We start from the raw sequence: 13,037 nt of genomic DNA on the forward strand, positions 1-13,037 counted from the left end.
TCGATGTCTGTGATTCCCGAGTCGGCCGCGATCGTCAACGCGCTGCGGAGCGGCGTGGTGCCCAACCAGGGCCTCGCGCACTTCGCGACGGGCCTCGAGAGCCTGCTCGACGCCGTGAACGAGGAGCTCGATTTCGTGGCCACGGGCCAGGGCAGCTCGAAGTGGCTGCGCGGGGAGTACGGCGCCGGAAAGACCTTCGCCGCGCGCTACCTGTGCGCGAAGGCGCGGCAGCGCGGCTTCGCGACCGCCGAGGTGCAGATCTCGGTGAACGACACGCCACTCCACCACCTGGAGACCGTGTATCGCCGTCTCATCGAGCGCCTCGAGACGGCCGCCGACGGGCCGAACGCCTTCCAGGCCGTGGTCGAGGGGTGGCTCTACCGCCTGGGAGACGAGGTCACGCGTCTGCGTGGTCTGTCGGAGAACGATCCGGGCTTCGCCGACGCCACCGAGCAGCGCCTCGAGGACAAGCTCGCCGACCTGTCTCGGCGAAACCCGGCGTTCGCCCAGGTGCTTCGCGCGTACCACCGCGCCACGCACGAGGGAGACTTCGGTACGGCCCAGGGCCTCCTCGCGTGGCTCGCGGGCCAGCCGCACACGGACCGCTCGGTGCTGCGCGTCGCGGGCACCCGGGGAAAGATCGACGGACAGGCCGCGCTCACGTTCCTCGGTGGGGTCCTGCAGCTCCTCCGTCAGTCCGGGTACCAGGGCCTCGTCGTGGTGCTCGACGAGGTCGAGACCATCCAGCGAATGAACGCGCAGACCCGGCAAAACTCGCTGAACGCGCTCCGGCAGCTCATGGACATGCTCGGCAAGGGCGAGCTGCCTGGCCTCTACCTGGTCGTCCCCGGCACGCGGGACTTCTTCGAGGGGTACAAAGGGCTGAAGGCGCTCGCGCCTCTCCATCAGCGCGTGCACGTGACCTTCGGGGAGGACCCACGGTGGGACAACCTCCGCGCGCCCCAGGTACGTCTCTTGCCGTTTACCGGAGAGCGCTTGCTCACGGTGGGCCGCCGGGTCCGTGATCTCTACCCGGCGAGGAACGCGGAGCGCGTCGCGGCGCGCATCGACGATCGCTTCCTCGAGGCGCTCGTCGAGCAGGTGACCGCTGGCTTTGGTGGAAAGGTGTCTCTCGCGCCGCGCCTCTTCCTGCGTGAGCTCGTGGACGTGATGGACCGCGTAGATCTTCATGAGGACTACGTGCCTGCGGCGCACTACCGTCTCGCGTTGGACGACGGGAAGCTCAACGACGAAGAGCTCGCGGCGAAGCACGGGACACCGGTCGACGAGGCCGCGGAGGAACCTCCTCCGGAGCCCCCCGTCGCGGATAAGCCTCGACGCCTGGAGGGATAGGCCCGGTGCAAGCGAGAGGAGAATTCACCACGGAGGCACGGAGGCACGGAGCCGAGAGAGAGGATTCTTGTTCGAGAGGAGAGAGCCGCGCAACTCTCGCTCTCGAACAAAAAATTCTCGTCCTCCTTCTTGCCTCCGTGTCTCCGTGCCTCCGTGGTGAATTCTCCTCAGGGAGGGCCGCGCCATGACGGGCATCGCCAGGCTCCACCCCCACCTCCAACACGCGATCGTCCACGATCTGGGCTGGCGCTCCCTGCGCCCCGTGCAGGAGGCGACCATCGACGCGGTGCTCGACGGCTGCAACGCCGTCGTGCTCGCGCCCACCGCGGGCGGCAAGACCGAAGCCGCCATTTTTCCGCTGCTCTCGCGCATCCTGACGGAGGGCCCGAAGCCCGTCTCGGTGCTCTACATATGCCCGATTCGCGCGCTCCTGAACAACCAAGAGGAGCGCCTCGAGAGCTACGCGCGGATGGTGGGGCTCGACGTGTTCAAGTGGCACGGCGACGTGAGCGACTCCGCGAAGAGACGCTTCCGCGAGTCACCCGCGCACATCTTGATGACGACCCCCGAGTCGCTCGAGGTGATGTTCATCAGCGCGAAGACCGACGCGCGCGCGCTCTTCTCCGAGCTGTCGGCGGTGGTCATCGACGAGGTCCACGCGTTCGCCGGAGACGACCGCGGCGCTCACCTCGCCGCGCTGCTCGAGCGGCTGACGGCGCTCTGCGGGCGAGACATCCAGCGGATCGGCCTCTCGGCGACCGTCGGGAATCCGCGCGTCATCGGCGAGTGGCTCCAGGGCTCGAGCGAGCGCCCGTTCCGGCTCGTGGATCCGCCGCGCCCCCGCGCCGAACGCGATCTGCGCGTCGAGTCGGTGAACGACCTCGCCGAGGCCGCCTCAGGGATCGTGTCGATCGCGCGTGGCAAGAAGAGCCTCGTGTTCGTGGAGAGCCGCTCCAAGGCGGAGGCCGTTGCGCAGGCGCTCGCCGGCTCGGGCGTGGAGGTCTTCATTCACCACAGCTCGGTGAGCCGCGCCGACCGGACGCTCGCAGAAGAGCAGTTCGCCAAGGGGCAGAACACCGCGATCGTGTGCACGTCCACGATGGAGCTCGGGATCGACGTCGGCGATCTCGACCACGTGATCCAGGTGGACGCCCCAAGCACGGTCGCGTCGTTCTTGCAGCGGATGGGGCGCACCGGGCGACGGGCCCACACGCGCGCCAACTGCACGTTCTTCTGCCTCACGCCGGAGTCGTTGCTCCAGTCGGTGGCGCTCCTTCGCCTCGCCGAGTCCGGCTGGGTGGAGGACGTGCGGCCCGCCTCGCAGGCGATTCACGTGCTCGCTCACCAGGTGATGGCGTTGATTCTCCAGGAGGGCGGGATCTCGCGTCACCGGCTGCTGCCGTGGATCGAGGCGGCCTACCCGTTCTCGAGCGTGCGCGCCGAGCGGCTCCACGAGCTCGTCGACACGATGGTCGAGCGCGGGATTCTCTACGAAGCCGATGGGCTGCTGTCGCTCGGGCAGCGCGGAGAGAAGCTCTACGGGCGAAAGAACTTCTTCGAGCTCTACGCGGTCTTCACGGCCCCGCCGGTGCTGCGCGTGCAGCACGGGAAGGAAGACGTGGGCCACATTCAGGCGCTCTTCGTCTCGATGCAGGATCGCGAGGCGGGGCCCCTCTGCTTTCGACTCGCGGGGCGCGCGTGGGAGGTGGGGCTCGTCGAGTGGTCAAAGGGCGTCATGCACGTGAAGCCCGCGGAGCGCGGGCGAGTCCCGAGCTGGCTCGGGTTCCCCGGTACGTTGTCGATGGCGCTCTGCCAGGCGATGCGCGAGGTGCTCCTCGAGCGCCCGAGCGAGGGCTCAGGCTCCGAGGCCGCCTGGCTCAGCCTGGTCGCCGCGCGTGAGCTCCGCGATCTGCGGCGCTCGTACGAGGACGTGCTCGACGAGGAGACCGCGCCGCTCGAAGAGGGCACGGATGGGGTGACGTGGCACACCTTCGCCGGCGCGGCGGTCAATAGGCTCCTCGCCGCGGGGCTCGAGTCCGCGTGTGGGAAGCGCTGGATGGCGGGCAACCTGTCGCTCCGGTGCAAGGATCTCACGATGGGAGCGGCACGTGACGCCGTGCGCGCTTTGCCCGCGCTCGACTGGGAGCGCACCGCGTCGACCGCAGCGCGCGCGATGGCCCGCGGGATGGTGAGCAAGTTCCAGCCGTGTCTGCCCGAGGCGGCGGAGGACCGACTCCTCGGGGAGCGGCTGCTCGACCTGGCGGGGACGTTGCGCTTCTTGGGAGGCCTCCGGCTCGGGGGCACGCACGCGGCACCAAGGGTCGAAGGACCGAGGCTCCGTGACGAGGAGGCGCTTGGACCGCTTCCGCAGGCTGCGCTCGGTCTGTCGCCCGACGCGGCCGACCATGCGCCTCGGGCCGAACGTGAGGGGCTTGGAGCGCCGAAGAACCCCATCGAGTGGATCGATACGCCGGAGGGCCTCCGCGGCGCGCTCGCCGCGCTCCTCGCCGAGCCGGTCGTTGGCCTCGACGTGGAGACGGCGCTCGACTTCGGAACGCTGTGCCTTGTGCAAATGGCCACTCCGACGCGGACCTATTTGATTGACCCGTTCGCGGTGGGGGACCTCGGGGCGCTCCAAGAGGTGATGAGCGCGGAGCGCCCGCAGAAGGTCATCCACAACGCCCAGTTCGAGCGACGAGTGCTCGCGCGCGTCGGAGTCGCGCTCGGGGGCGTGTTCGACACCCTCCAGGCGTCGCGGCGTGTGCATGGGCGGAAGATCGCCGGTGGGCACAGCCTCGCGGTGGTCTGTCAGCGCGAGCTCGGGTTCACGCTCGACAAGGGGGAGCAGACCTCCAACTGGGGGCGGCGGCCCCTCGACGCGGCGCAGGTGCGGTATGCGGCCCTGGATGCCGAGGTGCTGCTGGAGCTCTACGCGCGGCTCGAGACAGCGGAACCGAGCGAGACGACCCAGCTCGCGCTGCGACCCTGACCGTTGTAGCCGCGCAGCGGTGAACCGAGCTAGGTCGCAGATTCGCTGCTGCCCAGCGGGCCGCTCACGACGAGCCGGAGGTCCCTCGAACTAGCGCGCCGCCGAACGTCTTGCACACCTCCGCAGAGTCGCGTCCTTCGACGGGCTTGCCCATCGCGTCTTCGATCAGGTCCAACAGGCGAGATGCGCGGTCGCGGATGAATCCGTCGAAGTCGTCGGCCCGAAGAAGGTGGGGTGCGATCGCGTGAGTTGGAAGCAGCTCGTCGAGGCCTCTCGCGTCGATGCTCCCCTCACGCTCCAGGCTGGCGAGATAGGTACTCGGCTTGTGGCCCCCGATGGTGCGATTCGCCTTGGCGGTGATGGGCGACTTGTTGATGACGCTGTTCCAGCGGTCCCGCTCGTAGCCCATCTTCTCGCAGTGAGCGCGGGGGAAGATATGATGGATGTCGACCGCGACGTCATAGTAGTTCGTGATGTCCAGCGGGTCGCCGTTGCGGAAGTCGCGAGCGCCCAGGTCGAGCAGGAGCGCCATGACACCCTTGTATGCAGCGCTCAGCCTCGTCTGCATCGAGAGAAGACGCATCGGAGAGAAAGTCGCTTCCTTCACCGTCCTTGGCTCCGCACCGCCCCCAATCCACGCGAGCACCTCGGGAACGTCGAACGCGTAGCGTCCCTCGTTGGCGCTTCCATACAACTCGCCAAACACTCCGCACCAGTACCATCGCGCGAGCTTGTCGTGCACGGCCGCCTTCTCGAAGTCGCCTCCGAGCTCCGAGCAGATCACGCTGAGGGGGATGAGCTGCGTCTGATACGGCAGGGTTCGCGTCTCATAGACCCGCGCGCGGTTGAGGAAGCGTGCCGCGCGAACGAATCCTTCGTGGATTTTCGCGTTCTCCGCCACGTACGCGTCCAGCTTGAGGTCGAGAATGTCCTTGCGTCGGCATCCAATCGCCCCGCCGCTCTCGACCGATCGCCGATGTGTCGCGCTGAGCGTCGCTGACATGATGAAGTCCGTACCGTCAACGTCTCGCAAGATAGGATACTGATGTAGCGACGTGTTTCGAGTCGCCCAGTCCGCTCGAAGCTCGAAATCGTCCGCGGCGTATATCGCAGTAAGCAGCTCGAACACCGTCAATGGCACTCCACCCATGTTCACGTTCTCGAACACGTGACACACGGCCTCTTTTGGAGTGTCGCGAAGGAGCTCGATGAGGGGCACCTTGTACTGCTGAAACCGAAGCCAGACCTCCATTTCGAAACGACCCAACGCTTCGAGAGGCTCCTGGGCGAAGTTGTAGTGACGTTGGAAGCCGTTCTTCCACTGCGCGAACTTGACGTTGTCGTACACGAGCGCGAGTGGAAAAAACCGGACCGCGTACTCCTTTTCGGTCGTGCTTACGTCCAGGTCGACGTTCCGGCCGAAGTCGCTCGTCAGCATTCGGGAGGGCGGCAGCGAACGTACTGCGTCGTTGCGGTCCTCGGCGGCGTCGAGACAGCGAGTCATCTCGAGGTAGTAAACGCGCTCGATGCGCTTCTCCTTGTTCTTCTCGGTGCAGGTCTTGACCGGCTTACCGCTCATCAGCGAAGCGAAGAGCGACGTGAGGCGCTGCTGTCCATCCAAGATGAGCTTGCTCGGCTGAACAGGCTTCGCGAGCTCCACTCCCTCGATCGTTCGAGGTTTGAACTTGGATCCCTCGCCGCCGGTCTCGAGGAGCATCGCCGCGCCGATCGGGTACGAAAGGGAAATGCTGGCGATCAGCTTCTTGATGCGCTCGTCCTCCCAGACCCAGCCCCGCTGGAAATCAGGAAGTTGATAGTTCCCCCTCCGCACTTCGTTGAGGAGCTCGCTCAAGAGAGGTTCGCTCGTGCTGAATGTCGTGCCCGTGGCTGTCATGGTCTTGGCTCCCGTGCTCGCTGCGTGAGCTCCGCCAACCAATGACGGGGTTCATCGAACCCCGGGACGATACACGAAGGGGGCTGGTCGGATCGCCAACAACGACGAGCGCGCCCCGTTGGAGCGGGCCTCGCGTGCGGCGCAAAGGGGGCAGCGGCGTTCGACGATCTGCTTGGACGGCCAGATCCGCCGCCACGCTTCCGCGCGAGCTGCGCAACGGCGGACTCGGTCCACGGCCGCTTCCACTGGGCAGCGTCGACCCCCTGGAGCCGGTCTCTCGCCCTCGAGGGAGGAGCAAAGGTGGACCGCGTAGAGTACTGCCGCGCGTGGGGCTCGTGTATCGATGCCCGGAGACGCGAAGATAGCCGCGCCCGGCGAGGGAGCCTCAGCGCGGGGTCTGGCCGGCGCGGAACCGTCGAAGCATCCCACGTGAGATCCCCAGCCGCCGCGCCGCGCCGCTCTCGCTCCCCTCGAGCCGGAGCGCCTCGGTCACCCGCTCCAGCGTGAGCGCGGAGGCGCGGCCGCTCGCGACGGCCGAGGGCGGCCCGAGGATGGTCTCGATCGCCTCGAGCGTCAGGCTCGGGCGCCGCTCGGCGGCGAACGCGCGGCTCAGCACCGAGGCGACCTCACGCACGTTGGCTGGGAGCTCGTGGAGCATGAGGCGCTCGAGCGCTTCCACCTCCACGTTCGCCGCGAGGAGCTCCTCTCCGTTCTGCCGCGTCACCGCCTGCGCGATGGCGAAGAGGTCCTCGACGCGGTCGCGGAGGGCGGGGAGCGCGATGCGCGTCGCGAGGCGCGCGAGAAGATCGCGGCGGAAGGCGCCGGCGGCCACCGCCTCGTCGAGGTCGCGGTTTGTGGCGGCGATCACGAGCACGTCGACCGGCAGTGGCCTCACGCCCCCGACCGGGAGGAGCTCGCGGTTTTCGAGCACCCGCAGCAGCTTGGCTTGGAGGTCGGCCGGAAGCTCACCGAGCTCGTCGAGAAACACGGCTCCTCCTTCGTGCTCGCGGAACACGCCTGGCGAGCCCCTCCCGCTGCCCGAGTAGGCGCCAGGCACGTACCCGAAGAGCTGCGCTTCGAAGACGCCCGAAGCGAGCCCCGCCATGTTCACCGCACCGTACGGGTGCGCGCGCCCGACGGCGGCGGCGACGGCCCGCGCGGCGAGCTCCTTGCCGGTGCCCGTCTCGCCCTCGATGAGCACGTTGGTGAGCGGGCGATCGCGGAGCGCTTCAATGTCGGCGGCGACCGCGCGGAGGCCGAAGGGGCCCACGAGCCTGCCATCGATCGGAGCGGACGGGTCGTCGCTCCCGCGGAGCTCCTTGCGGTACACGAACAGCGTGCGGCCGACGCGCACGACCGCCCCGTCGGCGAGGGCCGCCCGCTCGCCCGGGCCGAGCCGACAGCCATTGACCCAGGTGCCGTTTCGCGAGCCAGCGTCCTCGACGCCGAGCCCGCCGCGGTGCGAGAACACGAAGTGCCGTGTCGAGACCCTCGTGTCTTCGAGACCTCGGGAGGCGAGCCATTCCCTACCCACGGGCTCGTCATCGAGGGGCACGGGCAAGGCGCGCGCCGTGGGGAACCCCGCGACGAGCGCCTCGCGCCCTCGTGCGCGCTCGCTCCGGGTGGGCTGAGGGTGCTCTTCGGTGGAGGGCGCGGTGGGCTTCGCGGCGGTCATCCGTCTCGCACTCTATCCCGACACGGCGGAGGAGCGCCTGATCGCGATCCGGCCGGGGGCGAAGCGCGCGGATCGCGATCCGCCGAGGACGCCGAAAAGCCCTGTAGTTTCCGCTGGCACCTCCCTTGCTCAAGGGCTCTCTACCGCAACCCCAGGAGTCCCATGATGAGCTCGCCCGTCCGTTCCCTGCTCGCCGCCACCCTCGTCTCGCTCGCCGCGCTCGTCTCCGCGTGTGGCAGCGCGCCCGCCCCGTTCGCGCTCTTCCCCTCGGGTCAGTCGGTCCTGCTGCTCGATGCGCCCGTGCACCTCGGAGACAACCGGGCAGGCGGCCAGAGCTTCCCGAACGGCACAGCCGAGGCCGGGCGCATCTGCTCGCTGGTCAACCTGCCGCGCGCAGCGCAGGCGTACTTGCAAGTGTCGAACGTGCGACAGAGCGAGTCGCTGGGAGACATGGTGACGATCAACGGGCGCGGAATCAGCCTGCCGATGACCCTCGAGCGCGACCACGCCGGCGTCACCCCCAACGCCACGAGCGCGTCGCCCATTCACGCCGTATCGCTTCCGGCGGGGCCGAGCGAGATCTGCCTCGTGGCGGGCATGCGCCAGTGTGGCGATCTCGACGACTTCGAGGTGGACCAGCCTCGCGCTGTTCGTTCAAGGCATCGACGAGCGCGAGATCTCCGTCCGCCGCAACCTGACGCAGGGGCGGCCCGCGCCCACCGCCCCCCCGAGCGTGCCCTGGGGCCGAGACCAACACCCCTACGTGACCGCCAGCTATCGCTCCTGCGACCAAGACTGAGCCGACCAAGGCTGAGCCGGCGGCGATCCGCCGTGGTCGTGGCGCGCGTCCCAGGTTACGCTGCCGTCGGGGGACACTTTGCAGAGCATGACGACGATCGACGCGGACCCGTTCCGCTGGGTGGGCGCAACGATCGAGGGAAAATACCGAATTGACGCCCTCGTCGCCGAGGGCGGCTGCGGCGTCGTGTATGTCGGCCATCACCTGGGCTTCGACCACCCCGTCGCCATCAAGTGTCTCAATCTCGAGTCGTTCCCCGCGAGTCGTCGGGAGGCGTTCCTCGAGAGCTTTCGCGCCGAGGGTCGCATCATGTCTCGTCTCTCCCAAGAGTCTCCATCCATCGTGCGCCCCATCGACATCGGCGGTGCGCTCTCGCCCTCCGGCCAGTGGACGCCGTACCTCGTCCTCGAATGGGTGCCCGGGCGGAGCCTCCAGGAAGACCTCGCCGAGCGCGCAGCGTCCGGGCTCGGCGGTCGCTCGATCGCGGAGGCGCTCGCGCTGCTCGAACCCGTCGCTCAGGCGCTCGGTGTGGCGCACGACCAGGGGATCGCGCACCGCGACGTGAAGCCGGGCAACATTCTGCTCACCACCTCTCGAGGACTGAGCACGTGCAAGCTCGTCGATTTCGGCGTGGCGAAGACCATGACCGTTGCGCGCATCGCCGCCGGCGTCGAGACGACCGCGGTGGGGCCCAAGGTCTTCACCTCGGCCTACGGCGCCCCGGAGCAGTTCGATCCGAGCTACGGCGCGACGGGCCCTTGGACCGATGTGTTCGCCTACGCGCTCGTCTTCGTGACGGTTGTCGCGGGGAGGCGCGCCCTGGAGGGCGACGACCCTCAGCGCCTCTGGGCGCAGGCGGTCGACCCGGAGCGGCGCCCCACGCTGCGCGCGCTCGGCGCCGGCACCTCCGACGAGCTTGAGCGTGTGCTGACCCGTGCGCTCGCCGTCGACCCGCGCAACCGGTACCGCACCCTGCGCGAGCTCTGGGCCGACCTCGCTGCCGCGTCGCACGCCGGCCCGAACACGCTCCGCGACCCGCCACGCGTCGCCCGCACCGCGATCGAGACCGCGCCGCCCCTCTCGCTGGCCGCGCCGCCCTCGCTGGGGGCGCCGGTGCCGCCGACGCTCCGCGATCCGACGCTGGCCGCGCCTCCGGCGCGCCCGCTCGACAACCTCGTTCGCACCGAGCCGGCGCGGACGGGTGAGCGCGCCTCGTTCGCCTCTCCGCCTGGGCCGCCGCCGCCGCCAGCGCACATCCCCCGGCCCCCGCCAGTGGGTCGGGACCGCCCGGAGGTGGCCCGCTGTCCGCGTCCACGGGCGCGCTCATCGCGGTGCTGCTGCTGCTCGCGGCGACCGTCGCGCTCGTGGTGATCTTCGCATTGCGCGCGCCCTCGCCGGCGGCGAGCGCGGCTCTCGCCGTGGACGGCTCGGCCGCCGTCGTCGACCCCGCTCCTCCCGCTCCCGAAGCCGAGCAGAGCGCCACCGACGGGACCGACTCGAAGCGGCCGGTGCTCGCGCCGGCCGACCTCGGCTTCGTCGACACCCGCGCTGGCTCGGGCTGGGGTAACCGGTGTTTTGCGAGCCTTAAGGCCGGGAAGTGGGGCTGGGCGAAGGCCGAGTGCGACGAGGCGATGAAGCTCAATCCGGCTTCCCCGAACCCCCGCGCGAGCCTGCTCTACAACCAAGGGCTCATCGCAGCCCACGCTGGCGACGTCGACGAGGCGCGCAACCTCTACACGGAGTCGCTCAGGCTCCGCACCCACAAGGACGTCCAGGAGGCCCTAGCCGCGCTGGGTAGCGCGGTTGGCCGCGTTCCCGGGAACAAGGACCTGAGCGTCGCCGTCGCCGCAGCGCGCGCCGCCGCGGTGAGTAAAGGCTGGAAGTACGAGGGCATGAGCGCGGTACCGGGACACTCCGCCGCGATCGTCCAGTATTCGAAGACGCCGGGAGGCGCGCTGCCTCAGGCGCGGATGGAGTTCGTGGGCGCGGGCCCAGTGGTGTCGTTGGAGGCTACGACGCTCGAGCAGAAGAAGTCGGGCGAACACGAGATGTGGAATCTCGCGGGTGACGGTCGCCGATTCGTGGTCATCGAGGGCGCCGCGGCGATGCCCCAGACGGCCAGCGAACGCACGATTGAGCTCGTGGGCGACACGTGGCGCGAGTCCAGCCCGGCTCCCGGCTGGCCGACGCGCGGCGTGGATGAAGACGGCGACGGCGTGCCCGAGATCCCTGCGCACATCGTGGGCCTGACGATCGTGCAGTGCCCCCGCGTCAGCTGTCCGACCTACGGGAAGGGCGTCAGCGTCCAAGGCATCATGGGCTGGGACGGAGCGGGGTTCGCGAAGGACCTCGCGTCCTTCGTGCCCCTCTACCGAGCGCGCCTGGCGCGGGCCCGCGCCGACGCCGTGACCCTTAGGGCGGCCCGGATCGACCCGTCGGAGTGCCCCACGGCGGCGCTCGACGCGGCGGCCCGCGTGTACGTCTACGCGACGCTCACCGGCGTGGACCGCGCGGCGGCGATGCGTGAGGCCGACGACACGATGGCGCGCTACTCGCTCTCCGCCTGCAAGGACGACATGACCTTCAACGACTCCTTCAAGGACTGGCAGGTCCTCCGTTCCGAGCTCTGGAAGACGCCGCTTCCCTCGCTGACTCGGGCCCGTCGCCGCTGAGACGGCGTGTCGGAAGGCGACCGCGCGTTGACGTTTCGTGCCCTGACCCCCGCCCCGCCGATGGCCCTCGGGCGTGTAGAAGCGCACCGGCGGGCAACTCCTCGAGGCGCACATGAGCGCCGCGTGGCGCGCCTCGACGGCCGTGGGGCACTACGCGAGCCGCGTCGCCCGCCGCGAAGAGCCGCGATCAAGTCGGCGTGCACCGGGATCGTCGGAGGTGCGTTCATGGGTAGACTCGTCGGTCGAGGGCAAGATGTTGACGATGACCATCCCGAAGATGGACGCAAGTTGAGCACCGGCGCGAGGGCAACCCCGTCCACTTGAACCGGGTCAGCGGCTGGACGTTCAACTGCCATCGTCGCCTCCCTTCCTGTACGGGCACGATACCGTACATCGTTCACGATCTCGTCCCCCCCGCGATGTAGGCCCCAGGCGACCGTCGACGTCAACCGAGGCGCTGCGGCCGGCTCGCGCTCAACCCTTGATGCAGCGGTACCCGTGGAAGCCGGTCGTGTCGGCCTTGCAGCGCCCCTCGCTCTTGCAGACCGGCGAGGCCTTGCAGTCCGCGTTGGTGGCGCCGCAGATCTTCCCTCCGGAGCTCGGGCTCACCACGGAGCAGAGCCCCTCGGTCTTGCAGAGCGGCGCGCGCTTGCAGTCGGCGGCCGAGCCGGCCGCGCAGGTCCCCCACCCCGGCCCCATCGACTGAAAGGTGCAGTGTCCCTGCTTCGTGCACACGTCGGCGAGCTTGCAGTCGGCCTCGCTCACCACCGCGCACGTGACCGAGAGCGAGCAGTTCCCGCGCGCTTTGCAGGCGCTGGAGGCGCGGCAGTCCTCCACCGACTTGGGGACGCAGCGCTCGTTCTCGACGGCGCAGGCGCCTTGCTCCTTGCAGTTCGTGGACTTGCGGCAGTCGGCGTCGCTCGTGGCGATGCACACCACGGAGGTCTTCTTGTCGATCACGGGCCCGTGCTTCGCGTCGCCCGGATCGATCACCGTCGACAGATCGACGACCTTGGCCGTGCACTGGCCGTCGACCGCGCAAGGGCACGAGTGGCTCGACGCCGCGGAGCCGCCGCCGCCGTCGGCGCCCGCGTCGCCCTTGGTCTTGCGCAGGCGATCGCACCCGGTGAGGAGGGGGAGGACGCACGCGAGGGCGACGAGCACGGAGGCGCACGCGGCGCGACGGAAGGGCATGGTCTACGATCCCACGGGTCGCGGGGGAGCGGCAACGGGCTCCTCACTCGCGCACGGGACGCGCATGACGAAGGAGCGCCCCACCCGTACACCCCCCTAGCCCCCCCCGGGCCATCTTCGCGCGGCTCGAGGAGTGCCACGCCGAAGTGCGCGCGACCTGGCTCTGGCTCGAGCGCCGCAACACGGCTGCAGCCCGGCAATTCCCCGGTCTGATCGCGGGCGGTGGCACGCAGCGGACGACGCGCGCCTGGCCAGCGGCGCCCGCCGGGCCTCCGAGCCCCGCCCGCCCACGCGACCCCGAGCTTCATGAGGCTCGGGGTCCGCGCGCGGAGCCAGCGGCACCCCTGGCTCCTTAGCACCGCGGTCTCCCCGCGCGTGAGGGAAGCCGCGGAGCCCGTAGACTCCTCGGGTGTCTCGCTTCGGGGCTCGGGCTCGGGCTCGGGCTCGGGGTCGTCGGGGGT

At 69.5% G+C, this 13,037-nt stretch carries 8 protein-coding genes; 5 read left to right on the forward strand and 3 right to left on the reverse strand.

From position 1 onward, the window contains the following. Positions 1-3: 3 nt before the first annotated feature. Complete coding sequence (gene brxD, locus IPQ09_22650) at positions 4-1,353, forward strand: BREX system ATP-binding protein BrxD (protein MBL0196974.1); 1,350 nt, start codon at positions 4-6, stop codon at positions 1,351-1,353. Positions 1,354-1,537: 184 nt separating this feature from the next. Then, complete coding sequence (locus IPQ09_22655; protein ID MBL0196975.1) at positions 1,538-4,342, forward strand: DEAD/DEAH box helicase; 2,805 nt, start codon at positions 1,538-1,540, stop codon at positions 4,340-4,342. Between the two features lie 64 nt (positions 4,343-4,406). Here IPQ09_22655 and IPQ09_22660 read toward each other — a convergent pair whose 3' ends face one another. Together IPQ09_22660 and IPQ09_22665 are read right to left on the reverse strand one after the other, a co-directional pair. Further along, on the reverse strand, positions 4,407-6,236 hold the full coding sequence (locus IPQ09_22660) for a DUF262 domain-containing protein (protein MBL0196976.1): 1,830 nt from the start codon (positions 6,234-6,236) through the stop codon (positions 4,407-4,409). Between the two features lie 385 nt (positions 6,237-6,621). Next, entirely contained in the window at positions 6,622-7,911 is a 1,290-nt protein-coding gene (locus IPQ09_22665) for a sigma 54-interacting transcriptional regulator (GenBank protein ID MBL0196977.1), read from the reverse strand. Positions 7,912-8,073: 162 nt separating this feature from the next. Here IPQ09_22665 and IPQ09_22670 point away from each other — a divergent pair, with 162 nt between their 5' ends. From IPQ09_22670 to IPQ09_22680, 3 genes are read left to right on the forward strand one after another with little or no spacing between them, the layout of a single operon-like run. Next, entirely contained in the window at positions 8,074-8,865 is a 792-nt protein-coding gene (locus tag IPQ09_22670) for a hypothetical protein (protein ID MBL0196978.1), read from the forward strand. Continuing rightward, positions 8,798-10,081, forward strand: a complete 1,284-nt coding sequence (locus IPQ09_22675) for a serine/threonine protein kinase (GenBank protein ID MBL0196979.1) — start codon at positions 8,798-8,800, stop codon at positions 10,079-10,081. Before IPQ09_22670 ends, IPQ09_22675 begins: the two co-directional genes overlap by 68 nt. Then, positions 10,042-11,382, forward strand: coding sequence for a tetratricopeptide repeat protein (locus tag IPQ09_22680; GenBank protein MBL0196980.1), 1,341 nt, complete (start codon positions 10,042-10,044; stop codon positions 11,380-11,382). Before IPQ09_22675 ends, IPQ09_22680 begins: the two co-directional genes overlap by 40 nt. Positions 11,383-11,856: 474 nt before the next feature. Here IPQ09_22680 and IPQ09_22685 read toward each other — a convergent pair whose 3' ends face one another. Then, the gene (locus IPQ09_22685; GenBank protein MBL0196981.1) at positions 11,857-12,576 is read right to left on the reverse strand and encodes a hypothetical protein; all 720 of its coding nucleotides are present in this window, start codon (positions 12,574-12,576) and stop codon (positions 11,857-11,859) included. Positions 12,577-13,037: the final 461 nt, after the last annotated feature.

This window comes from Myxococcales bacterium (assembly GCA_016720545.1).
Taxonomy (GTDB): domain Bacteria; phylum Myxococcota_A; class Polyangia; order Polyangiales; family Polyangiaceae; genus JAAFHV01.